This window comes from Agromyces sp. LHK192, assembly GCF_004006235.1.
GTDB lineage: Bacteria > Actinomycetota > Actinomycetes > Actinomycetales > Microbacteriaceae > Agromyces.
This window is the reverse complement of record NZ_CP034753.1, coordinates 1844155-1862743: the sequence shown is the minus strand read 5'-3', so window position 1 is coordinate 1862743 and position 18589 is coordinate 1844155. Positions and strand designations below refer to the sequence as shown.

The window sequence follows — 18589 nt, the reverse complement described above, 5'->3', positions numbered from 1 at the left end:
CCTCAGGCCGGCCGATTCCCCGTGATTGCGGTTCCGATGCGAAGGTGTGTCGCACCCTCCAAGATCGCATCCGAATAGTCGTGGCTCATCCCCATCGACAGCGCCCCGGCGTCGGGCGCGATGCGGCGGATCCGCTCCGAGAACCCGCGCACCCGCGCGAAGGCGGGTCGGGCCGGTTCACCGAGGGGTGCAACCGCCATGAGGCCCCGCAGGCGGAGACCCGGCGACGACACGACGTGCTCGACGAGCGCCTCGAGCTCGGCCGGGGCCACCCCGCCGCGCCCGGGGTCGTCCGTCAGGTTGACCTGGACGAATGCGTCGAGCTCGGACTCGTCCGATGCCAGCGCGTCGACCAGGGACGGTCGGTCGATGGAGTGGATCGCCCCCGCGTAGGCGCGAACCTGACGCGCCTTCTTGCCCTGCAACTGGCCGATGAAGTGCCAGGTGACCTCGAGGTCGGCGAGCTCCGCCGCCTTCGCACGCGCCTCCTGGTGCCGGTTCTCGCCGATGTCGTGCACGCCGAGCGCGGCGAGCTGCGCGACGAGCGACGCGGGGTGGAACTTGGTGACGACGATCGTCGTGATCTCGTCGGGCTGCCGCCCCGCGGTCAGGGCGGCAGCCGAGACATCCGCTCGCACGCGTTCGAGGCGCGTCGCGAGGCCTGGATCCGGGTGGTGCTCGTCGGTCACTTCAGGAAGTCGGGGATGTCGAGGTCGTCGCCCCCGTCGTCGAACGCCGGGTCGCTCACGATCTGGTCGCCGGTGGACGTGGGCAGCTCGCCCCAGTTCGCGGACTCGACGAGTTCCTCGATGTCGAGTTCGCCGATCGTGTCGCCGGTCTCTGCCGACGACGACGACGCAGCGGATGCCCCTGCGCCGGCCGCGACGCCCACTGCCGCGCCGACGGCGGCCGGCACCAGGTTCGAGCGGCGGGCGTCGACCGCGGAGTCCTTGGCCTGCGGTTCGCCGCCGTCGAACCCGGCGGCGATGACGGTGACCCGCACCTCGTCGCCGAGGGTGTCGTCGATCACCGCACCGAAGATGATGTTGGCCTCGGGATGCACGGCCTCCTGCACGAGGCGCGCGGCGTCGTTGATCTCGAAGATGCCGAGGTTCGACCCGCCCTGGATCGAGAGCAGCACGCCGTGCGCACCGTCGATCGACGCTTCGAGCAGGGGACTCGCGACCGCGAGCTCCGCCGCCTTGATCGCCCGGTCGGCTCCCCTCGACGAGCCGATGCCCATGAGCGCGGAACCCGCGCCCTGCATCACGGACTTGACGTCGGCGAAGTCGAGGTTGATCAGGCCCGGCGTGGTGATGAGGTCGGTGATGCCCTGGACACCTGCGAGGAGCACCTGGTCGGCGGTCGCGAACGCCTCGAGCATCGAGATGCCGCGGTCGCTGATCTCGAGCAGGCGATCGTTCGGCACCACGATGAGGGTGTCGACCTCTTCCTTCAGCCGCGCCACGCCCTGCTCGGCCTGGGTCTGCCGGCGCTTGCCCTCGAAGCTGAACGGCTTGGTGACGACACCGATCGTGAGCGCGCCGATCGACTTCGCGATGCGCGCGACGACCGGGGCGCCGCCGGTGCCGGTGCCGCCTCCCTCGCCCGCGGTCACGAAGACCATGTCGGCGCCTGCGAGCGCCTCCTCGATCTCCTCGGCGTGGTCTTCGGCCGCCCGGCGGCCGACCTCGGGGTCGGCGCCCGCGCCGAGGCCTCTGGTGAGGTCGCGGCCGACGTCGAGCTTGACGTCCGCGTCGGACATCAGCAGCGCCTGGGCGTCGGTGTTGATCGCGATGAACTCGACGCCGCGGAGGCCGAGCTCGATCATGCGGTTGACGGCGTTCACGCCGCCGCCGCCGATGCCGACGACCTTGATGACGGCGAGGTAGTTCTGGTTTGTCGACATGTCCGGCCCTTCGTGCGAACTCTGGAACTTTGAACCTCTAGTCGAAGGTTAAAGTCTTGCCGAGTATGCAATTCCTGTGACAGACGGTAGGCGGTGCTCCCCCGTCGGCGTTCCAGCCGCGCCCGCGTGTCGCGAACCGATCCCGAGATCGGTCGCGGGTCACCCCGTGACGGGATTCATCGGCGCCGACACGTCGTAGTGCGACACCGTGTCGGGCGGCGCCGAAGCCATCATCCGCGCCAGCACGGTCGCCTTCGTCGACGAGTCCTCGCTGCTGCCCCAGAGCACGGATGCCCCGCCCGCCAGCTCCAGCCGGACGTCGTCCACGGTCTCCGCCGTCGCGCGGACCACCTGCCCGCGAACCTCCGGCGGCAGGCTCCGGACGACCGCGGCCGCGGCGCGGAACCCCTTCGACGCCACGCCGCCCGCATCGATGAGCGGCTGATCGGCCGGCCGCTCCTCCGGCCGGTCGATGACCACCCCGGCGGCGTCCACGAGTTCGAGTCCGCGCGGGGTGTCCACGACGCCGACCGGGGTCCGCTCGACCACGCGGACGACGAGCGTCCCGGGCGGCACGGTCTCGGTCGAGTAGGTCTCGATCAGCGGGAACTCCCCGAGCGCGGACCGGACGTCTGCCGACGTGATGAGCGGCAGCGGCGTGCCGTAATCCTCGGCGAACGCGGCCTGGAGCTCGCCCACCGGGATGCGCTGCGCACCCTCCACCCGGACCTCGCGCAGCGCCATCAACGGCGAGTACGCCGCACCGACGAGGCCGCCGGACACCACCACGACCGTGCCGGCGCCGACCAGCCAGGCGAATCGCCGATGCCGGGAGCGGGCGGTGAACCTCCGCACCTCCTCGCGCTCGTAGCGCCTGCGGTCGCGCATCGCCTTCGCGTGCGCGCGACGAGCCGCCTTCGGATCGGGGTCGGAGCCTGCAGCACTTCCCACGACGCTTCCGGGCCGCGTCCCTGCGGCCCCGGCAGCGGGGTCACCGCGCTCGCGGCCCGCCCGTTCGCGATCCGGCCCGGCGATCGTCGGCGCCTGCACCCGCGCCGTCTCCGGCTCCGGCGCCGCCACGATCGCGATCGGCTCCGTCGTCACGCGGTCCTGCACGGTCGTGACGGCATCACCGGCGTCCGCTGCGGCGTCCGCCCGCGGATCGCGCGACTCCGGGACGACCGGACCGGGACGCCCCGGTCGCGGACCGTCGAAGCCCTGCGGCCGCTTCACGAACCGGCCTCGTTCACCCGCGCTCACGCTCCAGCGCGGCGAGCAGCTGCGGCACGATCCGGTAGACGTCCCCGCAGCCGAGGGTGATCACGTAGTCGCCATCACGGGCGATCTGCGCCGTGCGGTCGGCGGCCTCCTGCCAGTCGGGGATGAAGGCGACGCGGCCCTGGTCGGCGAAGCGCTCGCTGACGAGCGCACCCGTGACGCCGGGCACCGGGTCCTCGCGTGCGCCGTAGACGTCGAGGACCACGGTCTCGTCGGCGAACTCCTCGAGCACCTCCGCGAACTCCTTCGCGAACGCCTGGGTGCGGCTGTACGTGTGCGGCTGGTGCACGGCGATGATCCGGCCTTCGCCGACGACGGTGCGTGCCGCTGCGAGTGCGGCCGCGACCTCCGTCGGGTGGTGGGCGTAGTCGTCGTACACGCTCACGCCGCCGACGGTGCCGTGCAGTTCGAACCGGCGTCCCGTCCCCGCGAACCGCTCGATTCCCGTCAGCGCGACCTCGGGATCGATGCCCAGCTGCACGAGCACCGCGAATGCGCCCGCCGCGTTGACGGCGTTGTGCCGCCCCGGCACGCGGAGCCTGCCGTGGAACGTCCGACCGTCGTGGTCGATCGCGAACGCGACCGGGCCGTCGGTCACGATCGAGTGGACCCGCACGGTCGCGTCGGCGGCCTCGCCGAAGGTGACCACGTTGCGGTGCGCGAGCCGCGCCGAGACGCGCAGCGCACTCGCATCGTCGCTCGAGATCACGACCGCCTCGCGCGCCCGGTCCGCGAAGTCGACGAACGCCTGCTCGAAGGCCTCCCGCGAACCGTAGTGGTCGAGGTGGTCGGGGTCGACGTTGGTGATGAGCGCGATCGAGGTGTCGTACAGCAGGAACGAGCCGTCCGACTCGTCGGCCTCGACGACGAAGAGCTCGCCGTTCCCGGCCGCGGCGCTCACGCCCAGCTCCTCGATCACGCCGCCGTTGACGAAACTCGGGTCGGCGCCCGCGCCCAGCAGCGACGTGACGATCATGCCCGTGGACGTCGTCTTCCCGTGCGCACCGGCCACCGACACGAGGCGTCGACCGCCGATCAGGGCGGCGAGGGCCTGCGATCGGTGCAGCACCGGCACGCCGCGCTGGAGGGCGAGCTGGTACTCCGGGTTGTCCTGCCAGAGTGCCCCGGTCACGACGACCGTGTCGACGTCGTCGGGCAGGTGCTCCGCCGCATGGCCGATCGCGACCCGAGCTCCCAGCGCGCGCAGCGCCTGGATGTTCGCGGACTCGCGCGCGTCCGAGCCCGTCACGCGGTGACCGTCGCCCAGCACGAGTCGGGCGATGCCGCTCATGCCGGAGCCGCCGATGCCGACGAAATGCACGTTGCCGAGGTCGGCGGGGATCTGAACGGTCGGGTCGGGCTTGATGGTCACGTGCGAGGGGCCTTCCAGCGGTGCTCGGTCTGCGGGTCGCGGCTTCGGTGCCGCGGCGGAAGCCGGGGGCGTCCGCGGTTCCAACGTTACGCGGGTTCGCGATCGTCGCGGGCTCCCCCGCCGGATCCGCCGGCACCGAGCGCCCGGTCGACGAGGGCGACCATGCGATCGGTCCCGTCGAGGAACCCTGCGGAAGCCGCGGCATCCGCCATCGCGCGCACCCGGCCGCCGTCGGCCAGCAGCGGCAGCAGCTCGCGCGACACCCACGCCGGCGTGAACTCCGCGTCCTCGACGAGGATGCCTCCGCCGGCGACGACCACGGGCGCGGCGTTGAACCGCTGCTCGCCGTTGCCGACCGGGTACGGGACGTAGACGGCGGGGATCCCGAGCGCCGCGAGTTCGCTCACCGTGCTCGCACCCGCGCGGGACACGGCCAGGTCGGCCAGGGCCAGCGCGAGGTCCATCCGGTCCGCGTACTCGACCATGCGGTAGTCCGCGAGATTCGGGTCGGACACCTCGCTCTTCGCGCCCGTGATGTGCAGCACCTGCCACCCCGAACCGGCGAGCTCGGCCGCGCTCGCGACCATCGTGGCATTGATGCGCCGAGCGCCGAGCGACCCGCCCGTCGCGAGCAGGACCGGGCGCGCGGCATCCAACCCGAAGAACGCGGCGGCCTCGTCGCGCAGGCCCGACCGGTCGAGCCGTTCGATCTCATGCCGCAGCGGCATCCCCACGACCTCGGCCCCCCGCAGCGGCGTACCCGCGAAGGCCACGCCGACCGCCTCGGCGAAGCGGGCGCCGAGGCGATTCGCGAGTCCGGGTCGGGCGTTCGCCTCGTGCACCGCGAGCGGGATGCCCGCGCGGCGGGCCGCGAGGTAGGCGGGCGTCGACACGTAGCCGCCGAAGCCGACGACGACATCGACGCCCCGATCGGCGATGATGCGCGACACGTCGGCGACGGAGGCGCGGAAGCGCCCGGGGAACCGCAGTGCGGCGCCGTTCGGCCGACGCGGGAACGGCACCTTGGCGATCGTGAGCAGTTCGTAGCCGCGTTCCGGCACGAGCCGGGACTCGAGCCCCTCCGCGGTGCCGAGCACCAGCACGACCGCGCCGGCGTCGCGCTCGCGCAGGCGATCGGCGACGGCGAGCAGCGGATTCACGTGGCCGGCGGTGCCCCCGCCGGCGAGGAGGTACGTCGTCATCGGGCGGACCGGCCCGACGCCTTCACGCGTCCCGCGCGTCGCGCGGCGACCCGCGCAGCGTGGCGCGCCGGAGCCTCGGGATCGCGGGCGACCGACAGGACGATGCCGATGGCGAACAGGGTGGTCATGAGCGCCGTGCCGCCTGCGGAGACGAGCGGGAGGGGGACGCCGAGGACGGGGAGGACCTTGAGCACGACTCCGATGTTGACACACGCCTGCCCGATGACCCACACCATGACCGCGGCGGTGACCGTCTTCGCGAACGGGGTCCGGGCGTTGCGGAGGATGCGCGCGAACGCGATCCCGAGCATCACGAACAGCGCGAGCACCACGACGGCGCCGATCAGTCCCAGCTCCTCGCCGATGATCGCGAAGATGAAGTCGTTGTCGGCCGCGGGCAGCCACGACCACTTGGCCGCGGAGTTGCCGAGCCCGACACCGAACACACCGCCGTTCGCGAGGGCGAACATGCCGTGCTGCACCTGCCAGCAGTCGTCCTGGTCGATCGTCGTGCAGTTCTCCTGCAGGAACGACGTGATGCGCCGCACGCGGCTCTCGCTCGAGGCGGCGACGATGCCGAACACGAGCCCTCCGACGAGCAGCGGCACGAGCAGGAGGCGGAAGCGGACGCCGATGAGGAACAGCGCGCCCAGCAGCATGGCCGCCATGATCAGCACCGTGCCGAGATCCCCGCCGAGGAGGACCAGCGCGATCGCTCCACCGCCGACGAGCAGGATCGGCAGGATCCCGTGCACGAGGTCGCCCAGGCGGTCCTGCTTCTTGGTCACGATGAGCCCGAGCCACATCACCATGGAGACCTTGATCATCTCCGACGGCTGGAACTGGAACCCGGCGATGTTGAGCCAGTTCGTGTTGCCGCCCACCGAGACGCCGAGATCGGTCGCCACGACCAGCAACTGCAGGGCGCAGGAGATCGCGAGGGCCGGCCAGGCCAGACGCATCCAGACCCGTTCGGGCACGCGGCTGGCGAGGAGCATCAGTGGAACGCCGAGGAGCGCCCAGATGCCCTGCCGCGCGGCCTGCGCGAGGAAGTCGCCCTCCTCGAGCTTCGACTGCACGAGCGAGGACGAGAACACCATGACGAGGCCGAGGACGACCAGGAACAGCGTCGTGCCGAGCAGCAGGAAGTAGTCGGCCGATTCGGCCTGGAACACCCGGCCCAACCTGATGCGTGCGGCGGTGACGCCGCGCGCGTCAGCCGTCTTCGCGGGGCGGCCGGCCTTCTGCGGATTCGCCACCGGCCTCACCTCCCAGCATCGCGCGGACCGCCTCGTGGAACCTGCGCCCCCGGTCGGCGTAGTCCGCGAACTGGTCCATCGACGCGGCCGCCGGCGCCAGGAGCACGGTGTCGCCCTCCTCGGCGACGGCCGCCGCGAGTGCGACCGCCTCGGGCATCACCAGCCCAGTGTCATCCGCGGTCACCTCGAACAGGGGCAGCTCCGGCGCGTGTCGGCCGAACGCGGCGACGAGGGCGACGCGGTCGCGCCCGATCACGATCGCCGCTCGCAGGCGCGACACGTGCGCCGCCACCAACGCATCGGCGTCGACCCCCTTGAGCAACCCGCCCACGATCCAGACGACCTGGCCGAACGCGCGGAGGGATGCCTCCGCAGCGTGCGGATTCGTCGCCTTCGAGTCGTCGATCCAGCGGATGCCGCCCGCCAGGGCGACGGTCTGGATCCGGTGCGCGTCGAGCCGGAAGCCGAGCAGCGCATCATGCACCACGGGCACGGGTACGTCGTAGGACCGTGCCAGCGCCGACGCCGCGAGGATGTTCGCCACGACATGCGGGGCGCTGAGCCCCAGCGGCTCCAATTCCTCCAGCGTGACCAGTTCGAGCGCCGCGGTCCGGCGCTCCTCGAGGAACGCCCGATCGCACAGGATGCCCTCGACCACGCCGAAGTCGCTCGGCCCCGGGGTGTCGAGCCCGAACCCGATCGCGCGGGCGCCCTCCTCGACGTCGGCCTCCTCGACCATTCGCCTGGTCGCCTCGTCGGCCCGGTTGTACACGCATGCGACCCGGGTGTTCGCGTAGACCTTCGCCTTCGCCGCCGCGTATGCCTCAGCCGTGCCGTGCCAGTCGAGGTGGTCGTCCGCGAGGTTGAGGCAGACGCTCGCCCACGGGTGGATCGCACCCGGGCCCTGCGTCGGGAGGTGATGCAACTGGTAGCTCGACAGCTCGACGACCAGCACGTCGAATCCGCCGGGGTCGCGCACGGCGTCGAGCACCGGTACGCCGATGTTGCCGCACGGCGCCGCAGCGAGCCCGTTCGCGGCGAGCAGCGTCGCCGCGAGCTGCACGGTGGTGGTCTTCCCGTTCGTCCCGGTGACGAGCATCCAATCGGCGGACCTCACCTTGTCGCGCACCCGCCAGGCCAGCTCGATGTCACCCCAGACCGGGATGCCGCGGGCGTGCGCCCATTCGAGCACCGGATGGTCGGGGTGGAAGCCCGGGGAGGCGACGAGGAGCTCGGCGTCGAACGACTCGAGTTCGACGGGGACCTGCTCGAGCGGGTCCGTGACCAACCGGGCGCCGATGACCTCGAGGATCTTCGCGCGGTCGTCGTCGCGGGCGGGCGCGAGCACGAGCACCTCGGCGCCGAGCTCGGTGAGCGTGTCGGCGACGGCGAACCCCGTGACGCCGAGGCCGAGCACGGCGACGCGCAGCCCGCGCCAGTCGGCATGCCAGCTCGTCAGCGCGTCGAGCCGTGACGACGCAGCATCCGGACCGGTCATTGCTGCAGCCACTCGAAGTAGAACGAGCCGACGCCCGCCGCGGAGAGCAGGCCGCCGATGATCCAGAACCGGACGACGATCGTGACCTCCGCCCACCCCTTCAGTTCGAAGTGATGGTGGATCGGGCTCATGAGGAAGATGCGTTTGCCGCCGGTGATCTTGAAGTAGGCGCGTTGCACGATCACGGAACCGGTCTCGATGACGAACAGGCCGCCGATCAGCAGGAGGAGCAGCTCGGTCCGACTCAGGATCGCGAGCGCGGCCAGCGCCCCGCCGAGGGCGAGCGAGCCGGTGTCGCCCATGTAGATGTGGGCCGGATTCGTGTTCCACCACAGGAACCCGACCAGTCCGCCGACGATCGCCGTCGCGACGATGGCGAGGTCGAGCGGGTCGCGCACGTCGTAGCACCGGTAGGCATCGGAGTCGTTCAGGTTCTCGCCGAAGCACGACTGGTTGAACTGCCAGAATCCGATGATGATGAAGGAGCCGATCGCGAGGATGGATGCTCCCCCCGCGAGTCCGTCGAGGCCGTCGGTCACGTTGACGCCGTTCGAGGCCCCGGCCGCGAGCAGGCAGATCCAGACGACGTACAACGCGACGCCGACGACGGTGCCGAACACCATGAAGTCGAGCGGCAGGTCGCGGATGAACGAGATCTTCGTCGACGCGGGCGTCTCCTGCTGGGCGTTCGGGAACTGCAGCGCGAGCAGGGCGAAGACCCCGGCGACGAGGACCTGGCCGGCGACCTTCGCCCAGCCGCCCAGCCCGAGGCTCTGCTTCTTGCGCGTCTTGAGGAAGTCGTCGACGAACCCGACGATGCCGAGTCCGACCATCATGAACAGCACGAGCAGTCCCGATGCCGTCGGCGGCTCGTTGCTCACGAGCAGCGTCGCCGTGAAGTAGCCGAACAGCGTGCCGAGGATGAAGATGATGCCGCCCATCGTGGGCGTGCCGCGCTTCACGTGGTGACTCTGGGGACCGTCGTCGCGGATGAACTGGCCCCAGCCGAGCTTCGTGAAGAGCCGGATGAACAACGGGGTCAGGAAGAGGGTGAAGGCGAGCGACAGCGCACCCGCGGTCAGGAGGGCTCTCACGCGGACCACGCTCCCAGCCGGTCGCCGCGGAAGCCCGCGAAACCTGCAGCCCCGCTGCGTCCTCGAACCGCGCTCACGCGAACCATTGCGCCCTCACGGTCGCCGCGGAAGCCCGCGAAACCTGCAGCCCCGCTGCGTCCTCGAACCGCGCTCACGCGAACCATTGCGCCCTCACGGTCGCCGCGGAAGCCCGCGAAACCTGCAGCCCCGCTGCGTCCTCGAACCGCGCTCACGCGAACCATTCTCCCAGTCGGTCGCCGAGGAAGCGGAGACCCGCCGAGTTCGACGATTTCACCAGCACGGTGTCTCCGGGCTGCACGTACGACGTGACGAGGTCGAAGGCCTCGTCGGCCGTCTCGACGAATGCCGATTCGCCGTCCCACGAGCCCTCGTTGATCGTCGAGATGTGGAGGCGCCGCGCCCCCTGGCCGACGACGACGAGCTGCGAGATGCCCAGGCGCACGGCGAGCAGCCCGATCCGGTCGTGCTCCTCCCCGGAGAATTCGCCGAGCTCGCTCATCTCGCCGAGCACGGCGACGGTACGGGTGCCGGGCGCCTGGATCTGCGCGAGGGTCTTCAGCGCGGCGGCCATCGAGTCCGGGCTGGCGTTGTAGGCGTCGTTGATGACGGTGATGCCGTCGCGGCCGCCCTGCACCTCCATCCGCCAGCGCTCGGCGAGCGTGACCTCCTCGAGGGCGTCCGCGATCGTCGTCAGCGGGACGCCGAGTTCGACGGCCGCCGCGGACGCCGCGAGCGCGTTCATGACGTGGTGCTCGCCGAGCACGCCGAAGTGGACACGAGCGGATGCCCCGCCGGGAACGGTGACCGTGAACTCGGTGCCGCGCGAGTGGAGCTCGACCTCGCTCGCCCGGACGTCGGCGTCGTCGCCGAGGCCGAAGGTCACGACGCGAGCTCGCGTGAGTCCGGCCATCGGAGTGACGCGGGGGTCGTCCGCGTTGAGGATCGCGACGTCGCCGTCGAGGAGGTCGGTGACCATCTCGGACTTGGCGCGCACGGTCTGCTCGATGCCGCCGAACTCGCCGGCGTGCGCGAGGCCGACCTTGAGCACGATGCCGACGTCGGGTCGCGCCATCCTGACGAGCCTGGCGATCTCGCCGACGCCGGAGGCGCCCATCTCGGCGACGAGGAACTCGGTGGTCTCCGTGAGTTCGGACATCGTGATCGGCCCGCCGACCTCGTTGTTGAACGACTTGCGGCTGGCGACGGTCTCTCCGACGCGCTCGAGGATCGTTCGCAGGAGGTTCTTGGTGGTGGTCTTCCCGTTGGATCCGGTGACGCCGACGATCCTGAGCCGGCCGAGGGCGCGGACGCGGGCGACGACCTCGGTCGCGAGCGCGCCGAGCGCGTCGACGGAGTCGGCGACCACGACCTGGGCGACCGGCAGGTCGAGTTCGTGCTCGACGATCAGGAGCGCTGCGCCGCGCTCGACCGCGGACGGCGCGAAGCGGTGGCCGTCGTCGAACTCGCCGCGCTTGGCGACGAAGATCCAGCCGGCTTCGACTTCGCGGGAGTCGGTGGTGACCGGGCCGGACACCACCACGTCCGCCGTGGCGTCCTCGATGAGGTGCAGCCGCCCGTCGACCGCTTCGGCGATCTCCGCGAGGGTGAGGGCGATCATTCGAGCCACCCCGCTTCGCGGAGCGCCAGTCGGGCGTCGTCTCGTGCCGAGTAGGGGATCTTCACTCCATTGACCTCGTGGTAGTCCTCATGGCCTGGGCCGGCGTACAGGATCGCGTCGCCGTCCTGGGCGAGCGCGAGTGCGGCGCGGAAGGCCGCTCGCGGGTCGGGCACTTCGTGGATCTCCGCGTCGGGCACCGCTGCGCGGGCGCCCGAGATGAGCGCCGCGCGGATCGCGGCCGGGTCCTCGGAGCGCGGGTGGAAGTCGGTGATGACGACGACGTCCGCACCGCGTGCGGCGATCGCGCCCATCTCCGCGCGCTTGGTCGTGTCGCGGTCGCCGTCGGCGCCGAACAGCATGATCAGGCGGCCCGCGACGAACGAGCGGATCGCACCGAGGGTCTGCAGGAACGCGTCGGGACTGTGGCCGTAGTCGACGTACACGACGGGTCCGCGTTCCCCCGAGACCCGTTCAGCGCGACCGGGGATGTACGCCCGGACACCCCCGTCGCGTTCGAGCGCGTCACGGATTCGGCGGGCATCGACGCCCGACTCGACGAGCATGACGATCGCCAGCGCCGCGTTCGCGGCCATGTACCAGCCGAGCAGCGGAACGCTCGACGCGATGCTGACCCCGTCGGGGCCCTCGAGCACGAAGTCGGTGTGGGTCGCGGTGGCCTCCCCGACCGACAGGCGCCAGTCCGCTTCGACGCCTTCGACGGACGTCAGCGTCGTGACCGGGACGCCGCTCTCGGCGGCGAGCCGTCGGCCCCACTCGGAATCCACGGTGACGACGGCTCGGCGGACCCGATCCGGCTGGAAGAGCCGGCGCTTCGCGAGGTAGTACTCCTCCATCGACTCGTAGTCGTCGAGGTGGTCGTGGGTGAGGTTGGTGAACCCGGCGATGTCGAACACGATGCCGTCGACCCGGTGCCGGGTGAGGGCCTGGGCGGAGACCTCGACGCCCACCGCGGCGACGTCGACCTCCCGCATCCGGGCGAGGAGCGCGTGCAGTTCGCTCGCCTCGGGCGTGGTGAGCGAACTGGTGACGGCCTCGTCGCCGATCCGACGCTCGGCGGTCGAGGTGAGCCCCGCGATCACGCCGAGCTGGCGGAGGATCCCGTACAGCAGGTAGACGACGCTGGTCTTGCCGTTGGTGCCGGTGACGGCGAAGAGCGTGGCGGGATGCTCGGAGGTCCGGTGGATCCACGCGGCGACCTCGCCGAGGGCGGCGCGCGCGTCGTGGACGACGAGCACGGGAAGGCCCGGCGCGGTCTGCGCGACGATGCGTGCGCCGTCGTCGTCGGTGAGCACGGCGACGGCGCCCGCCTCGCGGGCATCGGCGGCGAACCGCGCGCCGTGCACGTTCCGACCGGGCACGCCGACGTACAGGTCGCCGGGTTCGACGGCCTTCGACGACAGGCTGACGCCGGACACCTCGAGGTCGCCGAGTTCGCCGCGGACGTCGAACGCGAACGCGTCGGCGAGTCCGCGCAGCGACCTCGGGATCGGATGCCGCGGCCGGAGAGCCGCGTGGGGCGTTCCGGTCACGAACCCAACTTTCTCACCAGGTTGCTGGCAGTTCGGGCGCCGGGGCGCCGGATGGAGCGGTCCGATACTTCTTCAGCACCTGGCTCATCACGTCTCGGAAGACGGGGGCGGATGCGGCGGACGAGTTCATCTTAACGGGATCCATGATGCTGACCGAAACGACGTACTCGGGATCGTCGGCCGGCGCGAAGCCGGCCACGGACACCAGGTAACCGCTGCCGTAGGCGCCCGACCCGTCGGAGACCTGCGCGGTTCCCGTCTTCGCGGCGACCCGGTATCCCGGGATCTCCCACTCGTCGGCCAACCAGCCGTCCTGGTAGACCATCTCGAGCATCTGGGTCACCTGGTCGGCCGCCTGCTCCGACACCACCTGGCGCCCCTTGGTCGAGGCACGTTCGGTCACCTCGCCGTCGGGCGTGGTGCAGTGGTCGACGAGGGTCACCGGCATCCGGACCCCGCCATTCGCGATCGTCTGGTACGCGCTGGCGAGCTGGACCGCGGTGACCGTCATGCCCTGGCCGAACATGGTCGCATACCTGGTCTGCGCCTCCACGCCCCAGAGATCGGGACCGCCGTGCAGGTCGCCGGACGCCTCGGCGGGAAAGCCGACCTCGGATTCGACGCCGAAGCCGAAGTCGAGCATGTCCTGGTACCGCTGTGCATCGGGGACGCGCTCGCCGAACAGCGACATCCCGGTGTTGGACGACTCGATCATCATCCCCGTCATCGTCAGCGGCAGGTCGTCGTGGACCGACGAATCGTTGATGTCCGCGCCGTCGGGCCTGATGCGGTACGGCGCGGTGATGCGGCTCAGCGGGTCGCCCTGACCGGCATCGATGACGGATGCCGAGGTGATCGCCTTGAACGTCGACCCGGGCTCGAACGGGGCCGTGAACGCCCTGGAGCCGCGATCCTCGGCCGCCACGTCGCTCGGCTCGTTCGGGTCGACCGTCGGCACGTCGGCGACCGCCAGCAACCGACCGGTCTTGGCTTCCATCACCGTGACCGTCGCCCATTTGGCGCCGAGCGCCTGCACCTGCGCGGCCGCGATCCGCTGGACCGCGAACTGCAGGTCGGAGTCGATGGTCAGGTGCAGCGTGCCGCCGTCCTCGGCCTGCTCGATCACCCGCTCGCTGCCGGGGATCGTGATCCAGTCCTCGAGGCTGCGGAGCGTGGAGACCGCTCCATCCCGACCTGCGAGGCACGCGTCCTCCGACAGTTCGAGCCCTGCCTGAGGTGCGCCGTCGGGGTCGGAGAACCCGACCAGGTTGCCCGCGACCGCGCCGTTGGGATACCGCCTGCTCGGATGCGCCTCCGCGTAGACCCAGGCGATGTCGAGCGCATCGACGGCCTCGTAGGTCTCGGTGTCGACCAGCTTCGAAAGGTATGCGTAGTCGGAGTCGGGGTCGGCGGCGAGGGCGTCGTCGACGACCTGCAGCACCTGCTCGGCCGTCATCCCGAGCAGGCCGGCGACCTCGGCTGCAGCCTGCTCGATCGGGACGTCGACCGACGTCCTCTTCGTCGGATCGGCCGGGTCCTCGATCTCGCGCTGGAACGGGGCGGACCTCGCCTGCTTGGGCGAGATCACGATGTCGTACCGCATGACCGAGTCGGCGAGCACCACGCCGTTCGCGTCGACGATGTCGCCGCGCGAGCCGAACACGGCGACCTCCCTCGAACGCACCGCGTCCGCGGCCGCGTTGTACTCGTCCGCACGGACGACCTGGATGTCCACGAGCCGCGTGATGAACACCCCGACGACGGTGACGAGCACGACCCCGGCCGCGACGACCCGGCGCATGGGGTGCGTGCTCGTCCGTCGCATCCTGGTGGTTCCTCCGTCGTCGTGGTTCGGGTTCAGTGCGTGGCCGGTGTCGGAAGGCCCACGGCCGGTGCGACCGCCGCGCCGTCCGCCGGGGCCGCCGCTCCCCCGGCGCCCGGGCCTGCTGCGTCAGTCTCCCCCGCCGCCCCGGTCGCCGGTGCCTCCGCGCTCGGCACGTCGTCGATCAGCGCGTTCGGCACGAGCGACGAGGTCGCGACACCGCCGCCCGCCGCCGCCGTCGGCTGGCCGAGCACGGCGCCGTCCGACAGGCGGAGGTAGACCGGCGCCGATTGCGGGACCATGCCGAGCGCTTCTGCCTGCGCCGCGATCGACTGCGGCGACTCGAGTGCGTCGATCTGCTCGCGGAGCTTCTGCTGTTCGCGCGCCAGTTCGATCTTCTGCAGCTCGTAGCCGTCGATCTCGTACGCGCCCTCGGTCATCGCGAAGGAGAGGACGAGGCGTGCCACAACGATGACGGCGATGCTCGCGACCGCGACGACGGCGTACGCGAGGCGGGGCCGACGGGTGTCGGGCTCGGGCGCGGGGCGGAGGCGACGCTCCGGTCGCTGCTCGTCGCGGCGACGCGGTGCGGGCAGGGTCCCGGTCGGCAGGGCAGCGGTCATGACGACCTCCTCACGCGTTCCGCGGCTCGCAACCGCACCGGCTTCGCACGCGGGTTCTCCGCCTGCTCGGACTCGCTCGCGAGTTCCGCGCCTCGGACCAGCAGCTTGAACTGCGGGCGGTGCTCCGGCAGTTCCATGGGCAGTCCGGCAGGGGCCGTCGAGCTCGACGCCGCCTGCAGCACCCGCTTCACGATGCGGTCCTCGAGCGACTGGTACGACAGCACGACGGTGCGGCCGCCGATGGCGAGCACGTCGAGTGCCGCAGGAACCGCACGCTCGAGCACGGACAGCTCTTCGTTGACCTCGATGCGCAGTGCCTGGAACACCCGCTTCGCCGGATGCCCCGCCCGCTGGAGGGCGGCAGGCGTCGCCCGGTCGATGATCTCGACGAGCTCGGCCGACCTCAGGATCGGCCGCTCGGCCCGCGCGCGGACGATCGCCCGCGCATACCTCGCCGCCAGCTTCTCCTCGCCGTAGTCGAGGAAGATCCGGCGCAACTGGTCCTCGTCGGCCTCGGCGAGGACGTCTGCGGCCGTGCGCCCGCGCGTCGCGTCCATCCGCATGTCGAGCGGTGCGTCCTTCGCGTACGCGAATCCGCGCTCGGCCCGATCGAGCTGCAGCGAGGAGACGCCGAGGTCGAACAGGACGCCCTGGACCTCGTGGAATCCCTGGGACCGCACGGCCCGCCCGATGCCGTCGTAGACGGTGTGGACGAATCGTGCCCGGTCGCCGAAACGCGCGAGCCGCTCGCGCGCGATGGCCAGCGCATCCGTGTCGCGGTCGAGGCCGATCACGGTCAGCCGCGGGAAGCGTTCCAGCAGCGCGCCGGTGTGACCGCCCATGCCGAGCGTCGCGTCGACGAGGACCGCGCCCTCACCGGAGACGGCCGGCGCCAGCAACTCGAGCGTTCGCTCGAGCATGACGGGAGTGTGAATGCGTTCGATGTCCATAGTGCGTTCGGGACCTCTGACCCGAATTCCGATCCCCATCCGTTCGTCCTGTCGCGGGGAAGTGCGTCAGGCGCGTACGGCTGGGAGTCGCAATCCGAGTCAGAAGAGACCCGGGATCACCTCCTCCGCCGTATCCGCGAAGGCCGCCTCCTGCTCGGCGAGGTACGTGTGCCACGCCTGCGCATCCCAGATCTCCACCCGGCTGCCTGCGCCGATGACCGCGAGGTCCCGGTCGAGCCCCGCGTAACCGCGGAGCGAGGCAGGAATGGTGATCCGGTTCTGCTTGTCGGGGGTCTCCGCGGACGCCCCCGAGAGGAAGACGCGCATGTAGTCGCGCGCTTGCTTGCTCGTCACTGGGGCCTGGCGGATCTTCTCGTTCATGCTCTCGAACTCCCTCGCGCTGAACACGTAGATGCAGTGCTCCTGCCCACGTGTGAGAACGAGGCCGTTCGACAGCTCCTCCCTGAACTTGGCCGGAAGAATGATGCGGCCCTTCTCGTCGAGTTTGGGCTCGTACGTACCAAGGAACACTGCATCGCCCCCTTTTCCTCCGGCCGGGATCCAGGTGACACCACTTTACTCCACTCTCATCCACAACACCAACGATTCTTGCGTGTCGGAGGTCCCCGGAGGTCAGGGGCAGCCCTGATTCCCGCGCAATTCCGCCGATCTCCCAGGGTGGATCGCAGTGGAGGGAAATTCCGCAACGGGGCGCCTCATCGCCATACGGATGCCGCGTACGGGGCTCCGCAGAGGCGCGTCCGCTGCACCTGACGCACGAAAACGGGCCGATCGAGATCGATCGGCCCGTGGGGTGGTGCGAAGTGGAGTGCGGCTAGTCGCTGCCGTCCTGCCGGCGATCCCAGCGCTCGTTCAGGCGGTCCATGAAGCCGGAGTGCTCAGCCCCCCGCGATGTGGCGGGACGAGCGGCAGGTCCGGCCTGCGCGGCGGTGGCCCCGCGCTTCGACGGCGTGATCGCCAGCAGGACGCCGACGAACATGACGGCGAACCCGATGATGCCGACGACGAGCAGTTGGAGCGCGACGCCGGCGATGAGCCCGCCGATGCCGACGACCGCGAGCAGGACGCCGAGCACGATGGATCGGTAGTTCGGGCGTCCTCGCCCGCTGACCGCGGCGACGAAGTCGGCGTCGTTGCGATAGAGGTTGCGCTCCATCTCGTCGAGAAGACGTTGCTCCTGCTCTGAAAGCGGCATCTCATTCCCCTCAGGTCCGGGATCGACGCGTGGTCTTGACATTCTAGCCCCGCGCGCCGTCGGTAGGCTAGGCGGGTGGCACACGGTTCCGAGCTCGTCGACCTCGTTCACCATCGCATCGAGGACTTCCTCGCCGACCGCTCTACGATTCTCCGCTCCATCAGCGCCGACTTGGGACCGCTCGACGCATTCTCGAAGCGATTTCTCAGCGGCGGCAAACGCTTCAGGGCGCGCTTCTGCTACTGGGGATGGGCGGCGGTCGCACCCGGCGGCGACGACCTGGCCGCCGAGAGGGATCCGATCATCGCCGCGGCGGCCGCACTCGAGCTGTTCCACGCCGCCGCACTGGTACACGACGACCTCATCGACAATTCCGACACCCGACGCGGCGCACCGAGCGCCCACCGGCTCTTCGAGAGCCTGCACGCCACGTCGGGATGGACCGGCGACGCCGGCGAGTACGGTCGCGCCGCCGCGATCCTCCTGGGCGACCTGCTGCTCGGCTGGAGCGACGAGCTCCTCGACGAGGGACTCGACCTGCTCGAGGAGCGGACGACCGTGCGCGCGGCCAGAGCCGAGTTCATGCGCATGCGCACGGAGGTCACCGCCGGACAGTACCTGGACATCCTCGAGGAACGGGCGTGGCTCACCCGCCCCGATAGCGAGCAGCGGTCGCGCGCCGAACGCGTGATCGTGTACAAGGCTGCGAAGTACTCGGTCGAGGCCCCGCTCGCGTTGGGGGCGGCCATCGCGAGCGCCGCCCCCGCGCAACTCGACGCGCTGCGCGCATACGGGCTGCCGCTGGGCATCGCCTACCAGCTTCGCGACGACCTGCTGGGCGTGTTCGGCGACCCGGAGGTCACGGGCAAGCCCGCCGGGGACGACCTGCGCGAGGGCAAGCGCACCATGCTGATCGCCATCGCCCGCGAGCGTCTCGCGCCCGGCGAACGCGTCCGCCTCGACGAACTGCTGGGCGACCCCCTGCTCACCGCCGAGCAGATCTCCGACCTGCAGTCGTCGATCCGGCGGTCGGGTGCGGTCGACGACGTCGAGTCCCTGATCGCCGGGCACCTGGCCGCCGCGACGTCCGCGCTGGAGGGCGCCCCGCTCGACCCGGCCGCGACGTTTGAACTGCGCGCACTCGCCGAGGCCGTCTCACGACGGATCAGCTGAGCCG

General features: G+C 70.9%; 16 protein-coding genes. 1 reads left to right on the top strand and 15 read right to left on the bottom strand.

The window, feature by feature from the left end:
* Positions 1–2: 2 nt before the first annotated feature.
* The 15 genes from ELQ40_RS08320 to ELQ40_RS08250 all read right to left on the bottom strand — a co-directional run bounded on the left by ELQ40_RS08320 (position 3) and on the right by ELQ40_RS08250 (position 17412).
* The gene (locus ELQ40_RS08320) at positions 3–689 is read right to left on the bottom strand and encodes a YggS family pyridoxal phosphate-dependent enzyme (protein WP_240666006.1); all 687 of its coding nucleotides are present in this window, start codon (positions 687–689) and stop codon (positions 3–5) included.
* Positions 686–1909 (bottom strand): cell division protein FtsZ, encoded by a 1224-nt coding sequence (gene ftsZ / locus ELQ40_RS08315; protein WP_127793264.1) that lies wholly within the window; start codon positions 1907–1909, stop codon positions 686–688. The genes ELQ40_RS08320 and ftsZ overlap by 4 nt, the downstream gene beginning before the upstream one ends.
* A gap of 159 nt (positions 1910–2068) precedes the next feature.
* Positions 2069–3142: an FtsQ-type POTRA domain-containing protein gene (locus tag ELQ40_RS08310; protein WP_127793263.1), complete on the bottom strand. Its 1074-nt coding sequence runs from the start codon at positions 3140–3142 to the stop codon at positions 2069–2071.
* A gap of 13 nt (positions 3143–3155) precedes the next feature.
* Positions 3156–4559 (bottom strand): UDP-N-acetylmuramate--L-alanine ligase, encoded by a 1404-nt coding sequence (gene murC, locus ELQ40_RS08305; protein ID WP_127793262.1) that lies wholly within the window; start codon positions 4557–4559, stop codon positions 3156–3158.
* A gap of 86 nt (positions 4560–4645) precedes the next feature.
* Positions 4646–5761 carry an undecaprenyldiphospho-muramoylpentapeptide beta-N-acetylglucosaminyltransferase gene (murG, locus tag ELQ40_RS08300; protein WP_127793261.1) on the bottom strand — a complete coding sequence of 372 codons (1116 nt, stop codon included), beginning with the start codon at positions 5759–5761 and terminating at the stop codon, positions 4646–4648.
* Positions 5758–7020 (bottom strand): putative lipid II flippase FtsW, encoded by a 1263-nt coding sequence (ftsW, locus tag ELQ40_RS08295; protein ID WP_164863506.1) that lies wholly within the window; start codon positions 7018–7020, stop codon positions 5758–5760. Before ftsW ends, murG begins: the two co-directional genes overlap by 4 nt.
* Complete coding sequence (gene murD, locus ELQ40_RS08290; RefSeq protein WP_127793259.1) at positions 6977–8518, bottom strand: UDP-N-acetylmuramoyl-L-alanine--D-glutamate ligase; 1542 nt, start codon at positions 8516–8518, stop codon at positions 6977–6979. The genes ftsW and murD overlap by 44 nt, the downstream gene beginning before the upstream one ends.
* Positions 8515–9612: a phospho-N-acetylmuramoyl-pentapeptide-transferase gene (gene mraY / locus ELQ40_RS08285; protein ID WP_127793258.1), complete on the bottom strand. Its 1098-nt coding sequence runs from the start codon at positions 9610–9612 to the stop codon at positions 8515–8517. The genes murD and mraY overlap by 4 nt, the downstream gene beginning before the upstream one ends.
* A gap of 229 nt (positions 9613–9841) precedes the next feature.
* Positions 9842–11251 (bottom strand): UDP-N-acetylmuramoyl-tripeptide--D-alanyl-D-alanine ligase, encoded by a 1410-nt coding sequence (gene murF / locus ELQ40_RS08280; protein ID WP_127793257.1) that lies wholly within the window; start codon positions 11249–11251, stop codon positions 9842–9844.
* Positions 11248–12801: a Mur ligase family protein gene (locus ELQ40_RS08275; RefSeq protein WP_127793256.1), complete on the bottom strand. Its 1554-nt coding sequence runs from the start codon at positions 12799–12801 to the stop codon at positions 11248–11250. Before ELQ40_RS08275 ends, murF begins: the two co-directional genes overlap by 4 nt.
* Before the next feature lie 13 nt (positions 12802–12814).
* Positions 12815–14626 carry a penicillin-binding protein 2 gene (locus tag ELQ40_RS08270; protein WP_127793255.1) on the bottom strand — a complete coding sequence of 604 codons (1812 nt, stop codon included), beginning with the start codon at positions 14624–14626 and terminating at the stop codon, positions 12815–12817.
* Between the two features lie 32 nt (positions 14627–14658).
* Positions 14659–15246: a hypothetical protein gene (locus ELQ40_RS08265; protein WP_127793254.1), complete on the bottom strand. Its 588-nt coding sequence runs from the start codon at positions 15244–15246 to the stop codon at positions 14659–14661.
* Positions 15243–16196 carry a 16S rRNA (cytosine(1402)-N(4))-methyltransferase RsmH gene (rsmH, locus tag ELQ40_RS08260; RefSeq protein ID WP_127793253.1) on the bottom strand — a complete coding sequence of 318 codons (954 nt, stop codon included), beginning with the start codon at positions 16194–16196 and terminating at the stop codon, positions 15243–15245. Before rsmH ends, ELQ40_RS08265 begins: the two co-directional genes overlap by 4 nt.
* Positions 16197–16295: 99 nt before the next feature.
* The gene (gene mraZ, locus ELQ40_RS08255; RefSeq protein WP_127793252.1) at positions 16296–16727 is read right to left on the bottom strand and encodes a division/cell wall cluster transcriptional repressor MraZ; all 432 of its coding nucleotides are present in this window, start codon (positions 16725–16727) and stop codon (positions 16296–16298) included.
* 304 nt (positions 16728–17031) lie between these two features.
* On the bottom strand, positions 17032–17412 hold the full coding sequence (locus ELQ40_RS08250; protein WP_127793251.1) for a DUF3040 domain-containing protein: 381 nt from the start codon (positions 17410–17412) through the stop codon (positions 17032–17034).
* Positions 17413–17487: 75 nt separating this feature from the next.
* Between ELQ40_RS08250 and ELQ40_RS08245 the strand changes: the two genes are divergently transcribed.
* Positions 17488–18585, top strand: coding sequence for a polyprenyl synthetase family protein (locus ELQ40_RS08245; RefSeq protein WP_127793250.1), 1098 nt, complete (start codon positions 17488–17490; stop codon positions 18583–18585).
* The last annotated feature ends 4 nt before the right edge of the window (positions 18586–18589 follow it).